This window comes from Stenotrophomonas maltophilia group sp. Smal12 (assembly GCF_037079935.1).
Classification (GTDB): Bacteria; Pseudomonadota; Gammaproteobacteria; order Xanthomonadales; family Xanthomonadaceae; genus Stenotrophomonas; species Stenotrophomonas sepilia.
The window spans coordinates 1-16,618 of the sequence record NZ_JBAWUK010000028.1; the positions used below are offsets into that span (position 1 = coordinate 1).

Consider the following 16,618-nt stretch of genomic DNA (forward strand, 5'->3'; position numbering starts at 1 on the left):
GTGTCCTGCCCCGTCCGGCCCCCGCTGCCCCACCCGACACCAGGCAGGCGCAACGCTTTCCTCAACACATCCACCCATTCAGAAAAACCCATTGATAGGAATGAAATTAGTAGTATCCTATCTATCTCTTATGGACCGACCCCTCGACGAGCGCACCTTGCTGCAGATGCAGCTCAGCTCCGGCCTGCTTTATGCAGGGCGGCAGTGGCAGCGCCTGGCCGACAGCCGGCTCGGCAGCTATGGCATCTCCACCGCCTGCACCATGCCGTTGCTGATGATCGGCCGCTCCGGCGGTGGCATCCGCCAGGTGGCGCTGGCCCAGCAGCTGGGCATGGAGGGTCCTTCCCTGGTACGCCTGCTGGACAAGCTGTGTGCCAGTGGCCTGGTCCGCCGCGAGAGCGACGCCAGCGACCGCCGCGCCAACCTGTTGTGGCTGACCGACGAGGGCCATGCGCTGGTCAGCGAACTGGAAGATCAGTTGATCGGCCTGCGCCAGGACGTGTTCGGCGAGCTTTCCATGGATGAACTGCACGCCGTGCTGAAGGCATGGCGCCTGCTGGCCGAGGCCGCCGACCGCATCACGTAAGAGCGCTGCCCCCGAACGCCGCCGCTGCCGTGCACACGCCAGCGGCTTTTGCCCGTTGCTGTTGTTTCGTTGTCCCTCCCCTCCCCCACCTCGTCCCCGCCCCTACCGATGCCCGGTGAATTCAGTCTCCACGGAGTGTTCGTCCCGACCCTGCTTGGGTTGATGGTGTTGGCCTATCTGGTCAACAGCGGCCTGCACGCGCTGCTGCAGCGTGCCGGCGCCTACCGCCATGTATGGCACCCGGCGCTGTTCAACCTGGCGCTGTACGGGATCGTGCTTGGCCTGCTGTTCCACCTCCTGCGTTGGATGCAATCGTGAACAAGATCGTGAAGAAGACCCTGCCGGTGCTGCTCACCAGCGCAGCCGTGATCGTCGCCCTGCTGGTGCTGCGCCAGCTGTGGGTCTACTACATGGATGAACCCTGGACCCGCGACGCCCACGTCGGCGCCGACGTGGTGCAGGTGGCGCCGGACGTGTCCGGGCTGGTGGAAACGGTGAACGTGGCCGACAACCAGGCGGTGAAGAAGGGCGACCTGCTGTTCGTCGTCGATCGCGCCCGCTACCGCATCGCGCTGGAGCAGGCCAAGGCCAGCCTGGCCGAGCGCCAGGCCTCGGTGGCACAGCTGCGCCGCGAGATCGGCCGCGACCGCAGCCTGCAGGACCTGGTCGCCGCCGAGGACGCCGAAGTGCGCCGCGCCAAGCTGCAGGCCGCACAGGCGGCGCTGGCCACCGCACAGGCGGCGGTCGACCTGGCCGAGCTCAACCTGGGCCGCACCGAGGTGCGCGCGCCGGCCGATGGCCGCGTCAACGACCGCACGATGCGCGTGGGCGACTACGTGGTGGCCGGCAAGCCAGTGCTGGCGCTGCTGGATACCGGCTCGTTCCGCATTGATGGCTATTTCGAGGAAACCCGACTGCGCGGCGTGGCGCCGGGGCAGCGCGTGGACATCCGCCTGATGGGCGAATCGGCACCGCTGCACGGCCATGTCGAGAGCATTGCCGCCGGTATCGAGGACCGCTACCGCAGCAACGGCAGCACCCTGCTGCCGAACGTGACCCCGGCCTTCGACTGGGTGCGGCTGGCGCAGCGCATCCCGGTGCGCATCGCCATCGACGAAGTGCCCAAGGGCGTTGAGTTGATTGCCGGCCGTACCGCCACGGTGACCGTGGACACCGGCCGCCATCCGCACAACGACAAGGCCGGCACTTCGCCGACACAGGCGGGCCTGTGAACGCCGCCCTGCCCCGTCTCGGCCTGATCGTCGCACTGGCCAGCCTGGCCGCGTGCAGAACCGTCGGCCCGGACTATGCACTGCCGGAAGGCTCGGCGTTCAAGCGCCCGGAGGCCAATGCGGCCTTCATCGATACGCAGAACCCGCAGGTGGCTGCCAACCAGGCGCTGCCCGACCGCTGGTGGTCGCTGTACAACGACCCGGTGCTGGACGGGCTGATCACCCAGGCACTGCGTGACAACGTGGAACTGAAGGCCGCCGATGCGCACCTGCGCCGCGCCGCCGCCGTGTACGAACAGGCGCTGGACGCGGGCGGATTCGAGTACGAGGCCGAGGCCGGCGTCAGCCGCGCGCAGCTGTCGGCCGAATCGTTCCTGCAGGAGCACGAGCTGCCGGTGATCAACCTGGCCGATGGCAAGTTCGCGGTCAGCTACCAGTTCGACCTGTTCGGCAAGCTCAAGCGCGGCGCCGAGGCAGCGCGTGCCGACGAGCAGTCCGTCGCTGCGGCGCGCGACCTGGCCCAGGTCAGCGTGGTCGCACAGGTGGCCGACAGCTACCTGGAAATCTGCCACGCCAACCACGAGCTGCACGTGGCCGAGCATTCGCTGCAGCTGCAGCAGCGCAGCCGCAGCGTCATCGAGCGCCTGATCGCGGCCGGCCGCGGCACGCCGCCGGAACTGGCCCGCGCCAATGCGCAGGTGGCACTGCTGGAGGCGGCACTGCCGCCGCTGCGCGCGCAGCGTTCGGCCGCGGCCTATTCGCTGGCCGCACTGCTGGGCCAGACCCCAGGCCAGTTGCCGGCCGGCGTGATCGACTGCGCGCACGCGCCCAGCCTGGCGCAGCCGCTGCCGGTCGGTGATGGCCGTGCGCTGCTGCAGCGCCGCCCGGACGTGCGCCAGGCCGAACGCAAGCTGGCCTCGGCCACCGCGCGCATTGGCGTGGCCACCGCCGAGCTGTATCCGGACATCCGTCTGGGTGCCTCGGTGGGCGCCGCCGGCCTGCTGGAAGACTTCGGCACGCCGATGACCCAGCAGTGGTCGATCGGCCCGCTGATCTCGTGGACACTGCCCTCCTCGGGCACGCATGCCCGCATCCACGCCGCCGAAGCCGGTGCCGACGCGGCCCTGGCCGAGTTCGACCACACCGTGCTGCAGGCACTGCGCGAGACCCAGACTGCGCTGGACCGCTATGCGCAGGACCTGCGCCGACTGCAGTCGCTGCGCGTGGCGCAGGAGCAGGCCGCGCTGGCCGCCGAGCAGAACCGCCGGCTGTACCAGGGCGGCCGCACACCCTACCTGTCCAGCCTGGATGCCGACCGCAGCCTGGCCACCAGCGACGCCACCCTGGCCGCCGCCGAAGCGCAGGTCTCGCGCGACCAGATCCACCTGTTCCTGGTGCTGGGTGGCGGCTGGCAGGCAACGGTTGCCCCGACGGCGCCGGCCACCGCACAGGCCTCGGCGAAGTAAGCCATGAACGCGCTGACCGACCGCCAGGCGTGGCTGTTCTCGATCAAGACCTACCTGGCCGCGGTGGCCGCGCTGTACATCGCCATGGCCGGCAACCTGTCGCGCCCGTACTGGGCGATGGGCACGGTGTACATCGTCAGCCAGCCGCTGCTGGGCCCGACCCGCGCCAAGGGCGTGTACCGGATCGTCGGCACACTGGTGGCCGGGCTGGCCACGCTGCTGGCACTGCCGGCGCTGGTGGAAACCCCGCTGGTGCTGAGTGCGGCAATGTCGATCTGGCTGGCCGGTTGCCTGTTCATGGCCCTGCTCAACCGCGGCCCTCGCGGCTACGCGTTCCTGTTGGCCGGCTACACCACCGCCTTCATCGGCTTCCCGGCAGTCACCTCGCCGGAGACCATCTTCGACACCGTGGTGGCGCGCAGCGAGGAGATCATCCTCGGCACGGTGGTGGCCGTGCTGTTTGCCTCGCTGCTGTTCCCGGCGTCGGTACGCCCGATGCTGCGCGCCCGCATCGGCAACTGGATGGAGGACGCCGCGCAGTGGTGCCGGCAGATCCTTGAGCGTGGCCGCGCACACGCGCCGCGCAACCGGTTGGCCGCCGATCTGGTGCAGTTCGAGGCGCTGATCGAATTCCTGCGCCGCGATGATCCACGCCATGCAGGGTCGGCGGTGTCGATGGAGCGCCTGCGCGAGCGCATGCTGCTGCTGTTGCCGGTGTTGTCGTCAATCGCCGATCGCCTGAGTGCGCTGCGCAGCGATGGCCAGGCCCTGCCGGATGGGCTGCCGGCGCTGGTCGACGACATCCGCGATTGGCTGGATGGCCCGACCAACGCCAGCGAGTACGCCCGCCTGCGCGCGCGCATCAGCGCGCTGAAGCCGCAGGTGGACCGCGACCTGCAGCACCTGCAGCTGGCCAGCCTGCTGCTGCGCCTGGAGGAACTGGTGGACCTGTGGCAGGACTGCCGCACCCTGCAGCACGCGATCGATCAGGGCACCGCGCCGTTGGATCGCGCGCACTACCGCATCCGCACCGAACGGGTGGCCGCCGACAAGCACGTCGACTACGGCATGGCGCTGTTCTCCGCGCTCAGTGCCGGCGTGGCGCTGATGAGTTACTGCGTGCTGTGGATAGCACTGGGCTGGGAAGGCGGCGGCAACGGCGCGATGATGGCGGCGGTGACGGCCGCATTTTTTGCCGCACAGGACGATCCGGCTCCCAGCATGGTGCAGTTCCTGGTGTGGGCGATGGTCGCCTCGGTAGTGGCGGGCGTGTACCTGTTCGGCGTGTTCCCAGCCGTGCACGACTTCGGCCTGCTGGCACTGGTGCTGGCGGTGGCCTTCCTGCCGCTCGGACTGCTGCTGCATCATCCGAAGAGTGCGCTGTTCGCGCTGCCGCTGACAGTCAATCTGGCCGCACTGCTGAGCCTGCAGAACACCTACAGCGCCAACATCCAGACCTTCCTCAACTCGTCGATCGCGATGTTCATCGGCATTGGCTTTGCAGTGGTGATGACCCGCCTGTTCCGTTCGGTAGGTGCCGAGTGGACCGCGCGCCGGCTGGTGCGGCAGGGCTGGACCACGCTGGCCGAAGCCGCCGAAGGACGTGGCCAGCAGGATCGGCAGCGCTTCGCCGCACGCACGCTCGACCTGCTGGGCCTGCTCGCACCGCGCCTGGCAGCGACGCCGGAGGGCAGCGACATCGCCTCGGTGGACATGCTCAACGAGGCGCGCATCGGCCTGAACATCCTGCAGCTGCGTCGTGCACGGCTGGAACTGCCCGAGCGCAGCCGCGAAGCCGTCGAGCACATCCTGGAAGAGATCGCTGGGCACTACCGGCGGCAGATCGCGGCGCGCAAGCCGATTGCTGCAGACCAGGCGCTGCGCGAGCGGCTGGATACGTCGCTGGGCCGGGTCGGCAGCGTGGCCGCCTGCAAGGCCCGCGACGAAGCGCTGATGGGCCTGATCGGCCTGCGCTTCGCGCTGTTCCCAGAGGCCAAGGCGCTGGCGCCGGGCTTGGCGATGAGTGCAGCCGAACAGCTCTAGCGGGATACCCTGTGCGTCCACAGACCCCGTTGCCGGGGTCGGATCCTTCGCCGCGGGCGAAGGCGCTGACCCCTGCTCTGCACAGGAAGATCCAATGAGTTACGACATGATGGTGTTCGAGGCCAGCACCGCGCCACGCGAGGCGGCGGCTTTCATCGCCTGGTTCGAAAAGCAGACGCAGTGGAACGAGCGCCACGAGTATGACGACCCGGCCGTCAGCAGCCCGGCGCTGCAAGCGTGGTTTGCGGAGATGGCGCAGGAATTCCCGCCGTTGAACGGACCACTGAGCAACGACGATGACGACCGCGCCGAGGTGACCGAGTACAGCATCGGCCGGCAGGTGATCTACGGCGCGTTCGCCTACTCGGTGGCCGAGCGCGCGCACGGGCGGGTGCAGGATCTGGCCGAGAAGCACGGCGTGGGCTTCTTCGACGTGAGTGCGGATGAAGCGGCGATCGTGTTTCCGGATGGGTTGGTGCTGATCGCGTAGATCCACGCCATGCGTGGATGACCACCAGAACGATCGAAGCGCGCTTTTGTAGAGTCGAGCCACGCTCGGCTTCGTGGCCCATCAGCCGAGCATGGCCCGGCTCTACAGGCAGCGCATCACGCCCGCGTCAGAACAACGTGCCCTGCACCGTGGGCTGTTCGATGCGCGCTGGTTGTTCGGCCACATCTTCGGCACCCAACCGCCAGGCCAGGCCGCCCAAGCGGCTGGCGTGCCGTTTCAGTGCGGCCTGCAGCACGTCGGCGCTGCCGGCCACATGCAGTACCTGGCGGGCGCGGGTCAGGCCGGTGTAGACCAGTTCGCGTGACAGCACGCGGCTGTCCTGGCGTGGCAGCTGCAACCACACTTCATCGAACTCCGAGCCCTGTGCCTTGTGCACGGTCATCGCAAAGGCGCTTTCGTGCGCGGGCAACGCAGCCGGGTGGAAGGCGCGCGGGTGGTCGACGCTGTCGCCGGGGAACCAGGCCACCATCGCGCCGCTGCCATCGCGCAGGCAGATGCCGATATCACCATTGAACAGGCGGTGCCGGTAGCTGTTCTCGGTGACCAGCAGCAAGCGGCCCTGGAAGTAGCCCGGGGTGTTGCCAGCCAGCAGCTGTTCGATGCGGCTGTTGAGCCCACGCGCACCTTGCGGGCCTTCGCGCAGCGCGGTCAGCACGCGCAGGCGACCGGCCTGCTGCAGGGCACGTACCGGATCCGCGGCCTCGGCCAGTGCACGCCAGTGGCCCAGCAGGTGCTCGCGCTGACCGCGCAATGGATCGGCTTCGCCTTCGTGGAAGTGCACGCCGGCCAGTTCACCACTGCGCAGCAGCTGCAGCGCGGTGCCGCTGTCGCCTTCACGCACGGCATGCGCCAGCGGTGCCAGGTCCAGCGCATCACTCTGCCGGTAGCCGCGTTGCAGCTGTACGCGACGGCCGGCGAAGGCGCGTGGTGCGGCCTGCGGCTGCAAGGTGGCCGGTGCCAGCAGGCCATGCAGCGCCAGCGCATCGTCGGCGCGGGTGCCGATGCCATCGCCGCTGGCGCGCAGGATCGCGCTGAGCACATCACCGGCTTCGACCGACGGCAACTGATCGGGATCGCCGAGCAGGATCAGGCGGGTGCCGCTGGCAATTGCATCGACCAGCTTGGCCATCATCGGCAGATCGATCATCGACGCTTCGTCGACCACCACCACGTCCACCGCCAGCGGATTGTCGGCGTGGTGGCGGAAGCGTGGTGAGTCGGGAATCACGCCGAGCAGTCGATGCAGGGTGGTGCCGCTGCTGGGCAGTGCCGCGCACAGTGTCGGATCCAGTCCCTGTTCCTGCAGGCGTTGCACGGCCATGCGCAGGCTCTCGGCCATCCGCTCGGCGGCGCGACCGGTGGGCGCGGCCAGCGCCACCTCGGGCAGCGGCTGGCCGGCGTGCCGGGCCTGCGCGGCCAGCAGCAGCAACAGGCGTGCGATGGTGGTGGTCTTGCCTGTGCCGGGGCCGCCGGTGACCAGCGCCAGCGGATGGCGCAGCGTCACGCCGGCTGCGCGTGCCTGGTGATCTTCGCCGCACGATGCGTGCGGGAACAGCTGCGCGAACAACGGCGCCAACGCTGCCATGTCCGGCGCCGGCAGCGGATGCCGGCCGATGCGCTGCAGACCGGTGGCCAACTGGCGCTCGTACTCGCGGTAGCGGCGCAGGTACAGCAGCCCGTTCTCCAGCACCAAGGGGGCATCCCCGGCGATGGCGTCAGCCTGCTCCGGTGTGGCCACCCAGGGCGATGCGCGCAGCTGCGCCAGCCAGGCCTGCGCGGCGGGCCACTCGGGCACGCCTTCCAGCAACCGCTGCGGTTGTGCCGGATCGAACGCGGCGTGGCCCTGCGACACCGCCAGCGAAGCCAGCGCCGCCGCCAGTGCCACATTGTCGGGCGTGTCGTCGCGCAACCGCTGCAGGCTGGTCGCCAATGCGTGGTCGAGGGTGCGCAGCAGGCCCTTCTGGTGCAGTTCCTTCAGCAGGCTCATGCGCTGGCTCCTCGGGCACGCGCGGCGAGCTGGGCCTGGGCCTGCTCGCCGCCGGCGAACAGCGCGTCGAGTGCATCCACCAGCGCGAACGGGAAACGATCCACGTGCACGCCATTGCCCTTGCCATCCAGGCCGCGGCAGAACAGGTAACGGATGCCGCCCATGTCGCGCTCGTAGTCGTAGGCGGCGCCCAGGCGGAAGCGCAGCCAGCGATGCAGGGCCACGGTGTAGATCAGCGCCTGCAGATCGTATTCGCTGTGGCGCATGGCAATGGCCAGCAGGTCCGGGCTGTAGCCGGGCAGGCGGTTGGACTTGTAGTCGAGCACGTACCACCGGCCATCACGCACGTAGGTCAGGTCGATCATGCCGGTCATCAGCCCCTCCAGGCGGCGGCGCTGGCCGAAACCGCGGCGGCCACTGGAAACACCGTGCGCATGCAGCACCTGCAGCAGCGCCGGCACCGTGGTCGCCTCGATGGCGAAATGGAAGTCGATTTCGGCGCGGCGCTCGCCTTCACCGAGGCTGTACAGCGCACCGCCTTCGGGCAGCGGTACGGTCAGCGTGTGGCCCACCAGCGGCACCAGCACCGCTACGCCATCGTCCAGATCGACGTCGGCATAGCCCTCATCGTGCAGCGCCTTGCGCAACACCTCGACCTGGCCCTCGGGAGCTTCCCGGCCTGGTTGCCAGTCAGCCCATGCGGCGAAGTCGACGTTTTCCATTGCCTCGTGCAGCACGTTGCCGAAGCGGCTGCCCATGAAACGCGGGTCGAGCGGCGCGCTGTCCTCGGCCTCCGCGGCGGCTTCCGGCAGTGCCGGTTCCAGCGGCAGCTCCGGGCCGGTGGGTTCGTCGGCTGCCGGCGCCGGCAGCGCGGTGGCAGCGGCTTCGATGTCACTGCCCGCGCCGGCATCGGCGTGGGCCAGCTGGGTGAAGCTGTACACCCACCAGTCGTGCGGAACGCGCCGGGTCAGTGCACGCACCGCCGGAAGATCCCCTTCCACTTCGGCCGCCAGCTGCGGCAGCGCAGCCGGTACCTCACTGTCATCGATGCGCACATCGGCATGCGCGCGCAGCGCCTGCAGGTCACCCAGCAGCGGTGCCAGCCGCGTCCTGCCGAGCCCGGCCAGATCACCCACGGCGATCCACAGCGCGTGCTCGGCGCGGGTCAGGCCGACATACAGCAGGCGCGCATCCTCGGCACGCTGCTCGCGCTCGCGCTGCGCAGTGGCCGCTTCCCAGGCCTCGTCCTTGCCCAGCTTCCAGTGCAGCTGGCGCTGGCCGCCCACATGCACCGTGCAGTGCGAGGCGGTGTTGGGCGCACCGCCGTCGATGCCCACGAAGGGCAGGAACACCAGCGGGTACTCCAGGCCCTTGCTCTTGTGCAGGGTGATGATCTGCACGCGGCGCGCATCCGATTCCAGGCGCAGCAGCTGCTGCTCGTCATCCTGGTCGGCGCTGGCCATCTGGCCCTGCAGCCAGTCCAGCAGGCCGTGCATGCCCAGCGCCTGCGCCGAGGCTTCCTGCAGCAGTTCGCCCAGCTGCAGGTAGTTGGTCAGGCGGCGCTCGCCATCGATCAGCGCCAGCAGGCGTTCGCCCTGCGCGGCGCAGACGTCGGCGATCACCGCGAACGGGCCGCCGCGCTGCCAGCGCTCGCGCCAATGCAGAAGCTGCGCCTGGAACCGGCGTTGCAGGTCGCCCTCGTGCTCCATCGCCGCGATCGCACTGGCGCGCTGGCCGAGCAGCACCGTCGCCAGCGCCGCGCGCAGGCGGCCCTCGTCAGCCGGCTGCAGCAGCGCCAGCAGCAGTGCACGCAGATCACGCGCTTCGCTGGTGGCGAACAGGCTCTGCTTGCCCGCTGCCACGGCAGGAATGCCGACCACGGCCAGCGCGCGCTGCACCAGTGTGGCCTCGCGATGCGAACGCACCAGCACCGCGATGTCACCCGGCTGTACCGGGCGCCCACGCAGCACCGCATTGCCGGCGCGCGCCGCGACCAGGATCTGGTGGATCGCCGCCACACAGGCCTGGGCGGCTGCTTCGCGCGAGGCATCGGCACTCATCGCCTTGTCACCGCCACTGCGCAGCACGCGCAGAGTGAGTGCCGGGGCGGCATGGCCGTCGCGCTGGTAGTCCGCATCGCTGCGCACGCCACCGGGCCGCACCGGCTCGAACTGGATGCCACGCTCGAGGAAGGCGTCTTCGCCACCGTTGTCGTACAGCGCCTGCAGCGCGCGCAGCACGGCCGGTCGCGAGCGGAAGTTCTGGTCAAGCACCGGCGCCTGTTGCGCCGCCCGCTTGGCCTTCAGGTAAGTGTGGATATCACCGCCGCGGAAACCGTAGATCGCCTGCTTGGGATCGCCGATCAGGAACAGCGCCGGTGCCAGGCCGAGCTCGCGCACTTCCGGTGAATCGCCGAACACGATGTGGAAAATGCCCCACTGACGGTCGTCGGTATCCTGGAACTCATCGACCAGCGCGATGCGGTACTGCGCGCGCAGCTGCTTGACCAATGCCAGCCGCTGCGGGCCTTCCAGGGCCAGTGCCACGCCATCGATCAGATCGTCGTAGGTCTGCACCCGGCGGGTGCGCTTCAGCGCCTGCAGGCGCTGTCTGGCTTCGTCGCGAAGCACGTGCAGGAAGTTCAACGCGGTGGCACGCAGCCAGGCATCGCGTTCGGCCAGAAGCGCGACGTAGCGGGCCAACGGCGCCTGCAATGGCGACGATGGCGTGCGCTCGGCGAATTTCTTGTTGGTCTTGGCTGCCAGCGCCTCCGGCAGCAGTGCCGGCAGGCGCTCGCTGGTCAGCAGCTCGCGCGGGTCGGCGCGTTCGGCCCAGCCCAGCAGTTGCCGGCCCAGCGGGTGCAGCCAGCCCAGCTTGTACGACACGCCGTTGATCCATTTGTTGTCGACCGCATCGCAGAGGTCGATGAAGAACTGCTCGCCATGCTCGCGCACGCTTGCGGACAGCTCTTCGGCAACACTCTGCAGGGCGGCCTGCGGATCGGGCAGCGCCACCGCCTGTGGCAACGGGTGCAGCGGCGGCGCGGCCAGCAACGCGCGCAGATCGGCGGCCAGTGCGTCCGGGGTGGACCACAGCCAGGTCAGCGGTTCCAGCGTGGCCGGGTCATTGGCATATACCCGCCACAGGTCGGCCGCGAGCGCTTCCAGCAACTCACGGTCGCTGGCCAGCAGCTCCGGCGGATCAAAGGTGTGGCCGCTCTCCAGCGCATGCTCGCGCAGCACGCGGGTGCAGAAGCCATGGATGGTGAAGATGGACGCAAGGTCGATCTCATCGGCGGCGACCTGCAGGCGGCGCTTCAGTGCAGCGGCGCGCTCGGTACCTCCCTGCAGATGGCGCTGCAGCACCTCGCGGGTCAGCCGCACGTCCGGTGCTTCGCCTTCGACCGGTTCCAGATCGACCAGTCGCGCCGCCAGCGCCAGGCGCTCGCGGATGCGCTTGCGCAGTTCCTGGGTAGCCGCATCGGTGAAGGTCACCGCCAGGATCTGTCCGATGCGCAGGCCCTGCTCTACCACCAGGCGGGTAAACAGCGTAGCCAGGGTGAAGGTCTTGCCGGTACCGGCGCTGGCTTCGATCAGGCGGATGCCATCCAGCGGCAGGGCCAGATAGGGATCGACCGTCATGCACTGGGCTCGCTCATCGATGAAGGCGGGGCTCATGCGCTGCCCTCCTGGCGCGTTTCGGCGCCGAGGGTGCGGCCTTCGCGCACCGCGCCGAAGACCACCTGGCTGTTGCGCAGCAGCTCGGCATAACTGGCATCGGAGGCGAACGGGTCGGCACCCCGCAGCAGCAGCTGCCAGGCGTCGCTGCTGGATTCACCCCAGCTGCGGTCGCTGCCGTGCCACTGCTTCCAACCCTCGCTGCGCTGTTTTTCTGCCGGCGCGTTGTACAGCACCCAGCCGGTATACGGGGCAAAGCGCAGCGGCTCACGCAGGCCGCGCTGGCGCAACTGCAGCAGCGCGCGCAGCGCCGCGCGTGCAGCAGGCGCGCTCAGTGCCGGCAGTACATGCGGGCCGGGACCGGCGTCGCCGCCATCGTGGAACTGCACAAGGGGCAGTGCGTCGCCGGCGGCGTTGGCCAGCAGCCAGTCCAGGCCCTGGCGGATCACTGCATTGCCATTGAGCGTGCCGGCGCGCAGCCGCACCAGGCCTTCGGGATGCCGATCGGCCACGCGGCCGTGCAGGCGCACGCCATCGATGTCCACTTCGTAGCGACGGCTTTCCAGCGGCTCGCCCTGCATCCAGCCCAGCAACGCACTGGCATACGGACGGGTCTTCAACTGCTCCACCTCGAACTGGCGCTGGCCCAATGGACCGGACGGCAGCAGGCCACGCGCGCGCAGCCGCGGGTACAACGGTTCGGTATCGCCACTGAGCGTGGCGCGCACCACCGCCGCCTGCACGCTGCGCTTTTCCGGGCCGCGCGATGACAGCACCAGCGGTTCCAGGTCATCAACTTCCCCGGCATCGTCGGCCAGGCGCAGGCCCATCGACTGTGCGAGGAACTGCCCGGCCGGGTCGCACAGGAAGCGGCGCAGGGTGTCGAGCGCGAGCTCGTCTTCCACCGCATCGTCGAGCGGCGGCGGCAGCGGGGCATCGAACCACGGCTGCAGGCCCCCACGCTGGCCGGTGAGGCGGCCGGCAGCGGGATGCCATTGCCGCCGATAGCTGAAGCGGCGTGGATCGCCATCTCCGAACGCCGCCGGTGAGAACGGCTGCAGTGCATGGCGCACGGTAAAGTCGCGGACCGCCGCAGGCGGATCGAGGTGATACGCGGCGGCGGCATCGATCAGTTCACTGACCAGCACCGACGGCTCACGTACGCTGCCATCGCGTGGATCGGCGCCGAGGTAGCTGAGGTAGAACACCTCCTGCGCGGCGGCGAACAGCTGCAGGAACAGGAAGCGGTCGTCTTCGCGGGTGGAGCGATCGCCCGGGCGGCGGCGTGGCGTGTCCAGCTCGGCGGTGAGCTGGTTGAGGCCCGCGGCCGGGTCACGACGCGGGAAATCGCCATCATTGAGACCGAGCACGCAGATCACCCGGAACGGCAGCAGGCGCATCGGCACCATGCGGCCGAAACTGATGCCACCGGTCAGCAGCGGCGCGCGCGTATCGGCCTCACCCAGTACACCGGCGAAGTGCGAACGCACCACCTCAGGCGGCACGCCGTCTTCGAACCCGGCCTTGGCGGCATCGTCGGCGAACTGATTCAGCAGCTTGCGCAGGCGCTCGAGGGCACGCTGGCTGTTGGGCGAGCTGGGCGCGGTCGGCAGCAGCGCGTCCAGCAGCGACAGCAGCCGTTGCCGCCACTGCGCCGGGGTCAGCAGCTCGCCGAGGCGACGCTGGTAGACCGCCAGCACGCGCAGCAGCCGCAGCAGCCGGTCCAGTGCTTCCAGCGCGCCGCCTTCCAGCTCGATCCACGGCGCCACGCCGGCCAGGTCCGCCTCGCTGCCGGTGGCGTGACCGAGCACCAGGCGGTCCAGTGCGAACTGCCAGGTGTAGGCGTCGTCGGCCGGCGCCTGGTGCTGGTTGCGGTGCTTCGCATCCAGGCCCCAGCGTGCGCCGGCCTGCTGCAGCCAGCCATGCAGGCGATCGAAGTCCACTGCTTCCAGCCCGGCCGCTTCGGCCAGCGGCGCGCTGGCGAGCAGGTCCAGCACCTCGTTCAGGCCGAAACGCGAGACCGGCAGGCCCAGCAGGTGCACGAACACATCGGCCAGCGGCTCTCCTGCCAGTGGGCTGCTGTCGGCCAGCGCGTAGGGAATGTGCTCCTCCTCGCCGCCGCGGCCGCCGAACACCGCCTCCAGGTACGGCACATAGGGATCGATGTCCGGCGCCAGCACCGCGATCTCGCGCGCCTGCAGCGGCGGGTCGAAGCGAGGGTCCTGCAACAGGCTTCTCAGCTGGTCGTGCAGCACCTGCAGCTCGCGCAGCCGGGTGTGGCAGGCATGCACCTGCAGGCTGGGGTCGTCGCTGCGCAGCCCATCGCGCAGCTCGCCCGAGGGCAGTGCGCGGCGGTGGAACAGATCGCGCTGCAGGCGATGCAGCAGGCTGTCGGACAGGCCGCCTTCGTCCAAGGTCGGCCGGGTGTCTTCCTCCGGATCCGAATACGCGGCAATCTCGCCGGCCGGGTGCACCACCTCGTAGCTGCCCAGCACCGCCATGAAGTCGCGGCCGGCCGCACCCCAGGCTTCCAGCAGGCGGTTCTCACCAGCCGCTTCACCGAAGGGATCGGGTGCGCCGCTGCGCAGGCGCTCGGCCAGCGTCTGCAGGTCACCCCAGTACGACTGCACCGGAGTGGGCATATAGAAGTGCAGCTCGCCCACCCGCGCCTGGGTGGCCATCACCCGCAGCACGTCGGGCGAGATGTTGAGCGTCGCGAACGCGGACATGCGCGGTGGCAGGGCCTGTGGCAGCGGCTGGCCGGCGCCCTCGAAGCGATCCAGGTACGCCTGGATGCGGCGCGCGCGGTAGTCGCGGCCATGGGCGATGGTGCGCCAGAGGATCGCCTGCGGGTCGGCCGGGTCGGCGCCGGCCTCCCAGCGCAGCAACCAGTCGCGGCGCCAGGCCTGGTACTTCTCGAACACCGACGCCAGTTCACCGGCCAGTGCCCACGGCTTCAGGGCATCGCCGCCGGCAAGATAGGACTGCAGCGCGCGCATCGGTGGCTGCGCCAGCAGCGCCGGGTCGCGCAGTGCCTGGTACAGCTTCCAGTGCAGGCCCGCCGCGTCCAGGTCGTCGCGTTCGCCCGGCACATTGGCATTGAGTGCACGGGCAACGAATTCGCCCGGGGTCAGGAACTCGAGGTTGGCGGCCACGCCATATTCGGCAGCGAGTGTCGCTTGCAGCCAACGCCGCATCGCCACCTGCGGGATCAGCACCACCTCCGGCGCGAGCAACGGCTGGCCCGGAACCGGCACACGCACGTTGCGCGCCAGCAGCGCAGCCAGCACGTCCAGGGAGTTGGAATGGTAGAGGCGGAAATCGCTGCCCGGGTCACTCATCATGCACAGTGTGCAGCACGGCAGGCAGTATTCAATGGCCCGCCCATCGCCGGTACGGATTGTTCCGCGCTGCCAGCCGATTGTCCCGGCCTGGCAAGGGTCTTGCCGTGCCACAATACTGGACCGTCCAGTCTGCTTATGTTCAGCCGACGGGCCCGATCCTTCGATGTCTAAAAAGCGTTAATGGTGCCCATGTCGGCTTCCACCTCCAGTCTGGTGCAGTTATCCAACGTCCGCATCGACCGGAGCGGGCGCACGATCCTGCGCGACGTGTCGCTGCAGGTGCCCAAGGGCAGCATCACGGCCGTGCTGGGCCCGTCCGGCAGTGGCAAGTCGACCCTGCTGGCGGCACTGACCGGCGAACTGCGTCCGGTCGCCGGCGAGGTCACCCTGTTCGGCAAGCCGATCCCGCATGACAGCGGCGCGCTGCTGGAAATGCGCAAGAGCGTGGGTGTTCTGCTGCAGGGCAACGGGCTGCTGACCGATCTGACCGTCGCCGAAAACGTCGCGCTGCCGCTGCGCACGCATACCCGCCTGCCGTCCGCCGTGCTGCGCCGGCTTGTGCAAATGAAGCTGCATGCCGTGGGTCTGCTGGCCGCTGCCGATGCCTGGCCGCGCGAACTGTCCGGCGGCATGGCGCGCCGCGTCGCGCTGGCCCGCGCGCTGGCACTGGATCCGCCACTGATGATCTACGACGAGCCGCTGACCGGGCTGGACCCGATCGCCTCCGGCGTGATCATGAGCCTGATCCAGCGCCTCAACCACAGCCTGGGCCTGACCAGCATCATTGTCAGCCACCACGTGCACGAGACCCTGCCGATCTGCGACCAGGTGATCGCCATCGCCAATGGCGGCATCGTGTTCCAGGGCACGCCCGAGGCGCTGCAGTCCAGCCAGGACCCGTTGCTGCGGCAGTTCCTGCACGGCCAGCCCGATGGCCCCATTCCGTTCGATGCCGCGCCGCGCGCGAGGGTCGCCTGATGCCGTTCGTCCAAGCCACCCGTTCGCTGGGTCGCGCCGGCCTGTTCTCGCTGACCGTGCTGCGTGGTTCGCTGCCGACCCGTGATTTCCTGGCCGAGCTGACCCGCGAGATCTACAAGATCGGCGCACGCTCGCTGCCGATCATCGCCGTCGGTGGTGCCTTCGTCGGCCTGGTGCTGACCCTGCAGGGCTACCGCACGCTGACCACCTTCGGTGCGGCCGACGCGCTGTCGACCCTGCTCGGCCTGTCGCTGTACCGGGAACTGGCGCCGGTGCTGACCGCGCTGCTGTTCATCGGCCGCGCCGGCAGCTCGATCGCCGCCGAACTGGGCCTGATGCGCGCCACCGATCAGATCAAGGCACTGGAGCTGATGGCGATCGACCCGGTGGCCAAAGCCGTCGCGCCGCGGTTCTGGGCGGCGGTGCTGACCGTGCCACTGCTGACCGGCATCTTCTGCTCGCTGGCGATCAGCGCCAGCTACTTCGAAGCGGTGCATGTGCTGGGCCTGGACAATGGCGTGTTCTGGTCGGCACTGCGCAACAGCGTCGATTTCTGGGATGACTTCGGCGTGGCGATGCTGAAGTCGGCGATCTTCGGCGGCACCGCAGCGCTGGTCGCCGCCTATGTTGGTTTCCACGCCGAGCCGACCATCGAGGGCACCTCGGTGGCGACCACCCGTGCGGTGGTCAATGCCTCGCTGCTGGTGCTGATGTTCAACTTCGTGCTGTCGGCAATGTTGTTCACCTAACCCCTCCACCGGCGGTGCGCAGGCGCGCGCGGCCACCACGACTCG

11 protein-coding genes are annotated in these 16,618 nt (G+C 69.3%); 8 read left to right on the top strand and 3 right to left on the bottom strand.

The features are described from left to right. Nucleotides 1-130: 130 nt before the first annotated feature. The 6 genes from WDC87_RS13120 (at nucleotide 131) to WDC87_RS13145 (ending at nucleotide 5,817) form a co-directional block, all read left to right on the top strand. Nucleotides 131-586, top strand: a complete 456-nt coding sequence (locus tag WDC87_RS13120; RefSeq protein ID WP_252744399.1) for a MarR family transcriptional regulator — start codon at nucleotides 131-133, stop codon at nucleotides 584-586. 108 nt (nucleotides 587-694) lie between these two features. Continuing rightward, nucleotides 695-904 carry a DUF1656 domain-containing protein gene (locus WDC87_RS13125; RefSeq protein ID WP_025875651.1) on the top strand — a complete coding sequence of 70 codons (210 nt, stop codon included), beginning with the start codon at nucleotides 695-697 and terminating at the stop codon, nucleotides 902-904. Further along, entirely contained in the window at nucleotides 901-1,818 is a 918-nt protein-coding gene (locus WDC87_RS13130; RefSeq protein ID WP_072168751.1) for an HlyD family secretion protein, read from the top strand. Before WDC87_RS13125 ends, WDC87_RS13130 begins: the two co-directional genes overlap by 4 nt. Then, the gene (locus WDC87_RS13135; RefSeq protein WP_252745437.1) at nucleotides 1,815-3,284 is read left to right on the top strand and encodes an efflux transporter outer membrane subunit; all 1,470 of its coding nucleotides are present in this window, start codon (nucleotides 1,815-1,817) and stop codon (nucleotides 3,282-3,284) included. The genes WDC87_RS13130 and WDC87_RS13135 overlap by 4 nt, the downstream gene beginning before the upstream one ends. A 3-nt stretch (nucleotides 3,285-3,287) precedes the next feature. Continuing rightward, nucleotides 3,288-5,327 carry an FUSC family protein gene (locus WDC87_RS13140; protein ID WP_252745436.1) on the top strand — a complete coding sequence of 680 codons (2,040 nt, stop codon included), beginning with the start codon at nucleotides 3,288-3,290 and terminating at the stop codon, nucleotides 5,325-5,327. Between the two features lie 94 nt (nucleotides 5,328-5,421). Continuing rightward, nucleotides 5,422-5,817, top strand: a complete 396-nt coding sequence (locus WDC87_RS13145; protein ID WP_072168754.1) for a hypothetical protein — start codon at nucleotides 5,422-5,424, stop codon at nucleotides 5,815-5,817. Between the two features lie 127 nt (nucleotides 5,818-5,944). On the opposite strand, the gene recD is transcribed toward WDC87_RS13145, so the two are convergent. The 3 genes from recD to recC are packed head-to-tail and all read right to left on the bottom strand — an operon-like array spanning nucleotide 5,945 to nucleotide 14,846. Continuing rightward, a complete protein-coding gene (gene recD / locus WDC87_RS13150; protein WP_072168755.1) occupies nucleotides 5,945-7,825 on the bottom strand; it encodes an exodeoxyribonuclease V subunit alpha in 1,881 nt (626 codons plus the stop codon). Continuing rightward, a complete protein-coding gene (recB, locus tag WDC87_RS13155) occupies nucleotides 7,822-11,502 on the bottom strand; it encodes an exodeoxyribonuclease V subunit beta (RefSeq protein ID WP_252745435.1) in 3,681 nt (1,226 codons plus the stop codon). The genes recD and recB overlap by 4 nt, the downstream gene beginning before the upstream one ends. Continuing rightward, nucleotides 11,499-14,846: an exodeoxyribonuclease V subunit gamma gene (gene recC / locus WDC87_RS13160; RefSeq protein WP_252745434.1), complete on the bottom strand. Its 3,348-nt coding sequence runs from the start codon at nucleotides 14,844-14,846 to the stop codon at nucleotides 11,499-11,501. The genes recB and recC overlap by 4 nt, the downstream gene beginning before the upstream one ends. Nucleotides 14,847-15,035: 189 nt before the next feature. Here recC and WDC87_RS13165 point away from each other — a divergent pair, with 189 nt between their 5' ends. Both WDC87_RS13165 and WDC87_RS13170 read left to right on the top strand, forming a co-directional pair. Next, nucleotides 15,036-15,824 carry an ATP-binding cassette domain-containing protein gene (locus WDC87_RS13165; protein ID WP_057500772.1) on the top strand — a complete coding sequence of 263 codons (789 nt, stop codon included), beginning with the start codon at nucleotides 15,036-15,038 and terminating at the stop codon, nucleotides 15,822-15,824. Next, entirely contained in the window at nucleotides 15,824-16,573 is a 750-nt protein-coding gene (locus WDC87_RS13170; RefSeq protein ID WP_005414955.1) for an MlaE family lipid ABC transporter permease subunit, read from the top strand. Before WDC87_RS13165 ends, WDC87_RS13170 begins: the two co-directional genes overlap by 1 nt. The last annotated feature ends 45 nt before the right edge of the window (nucleotides 16,574-16,618 follow it).

Excerpts from the sequence above, each read along its gene's own strand:
- WDC87_RS13140 (WP_252745436.1), top strand. The coding sequence starts at position 3,288 with ATGAACGCGCTGACCGACCGCCAGGCGTGGCTGTTCTCGATCAAGACC.
- WDC87_RS13120 (WP_252744399.1), top strand. The coding sequence starts at position 131 with ATGGACCGACCCCTCGACGAGCGCACCTTGCTGCAGATGCAGCTCAGC.
- recC (WP_252745434.1), bottom strand. The coding sequence starts at position 14,846 with ATGATGAGTGACCCGGGCAGCGATTTCCGCCTCTACCATTCCAACTCC.
- recB (WP_252745435.1), bottom strand. The coding sequence starts at position 11,502 with ATGAGCCCCGCCTTCATCGATGAGCGAGCCCAGTGCATGACGGTCGAT.
- WDC87_RS13165 (WP_057500772.1), top strand. The coding sequence starts at position 15,036 with ATGTCGGCTTCCACCTCCAGTCTGGTGCAGTTATCCAACGTCCGCATC.
- recD (WP_072168755.1), bottom strand. The coding sequence starts at position 7,825 with ATGAGCCTGCTGAAGGAACTGCACCAGAAGGGCCTGCTGCGCACCCTC.
- WDC87_RS13170 (WP_005414955.1), top strand. The coding sequence starts at position 15,824 with ATGCCGTTCGTCCAAGCCACCCGTTCGCTGGGTCGCGCCGGCCTGTTC.
- WDC87_RS13125 (WP_025875651.1), top strand. The coding sequence starts at position 695 with ATGCCCGGTGAATTCAGTCTCCACGGAGTGTTCGTCCCGACCCTGCTT.
- WDC87_RS13145 (WP_072168754.1), top strand. The coding sequence starts at position 5,422 with ATGAGTTACGACATGATGGTGTTCGAGGCCAGCACCGCGCCACGCGAG.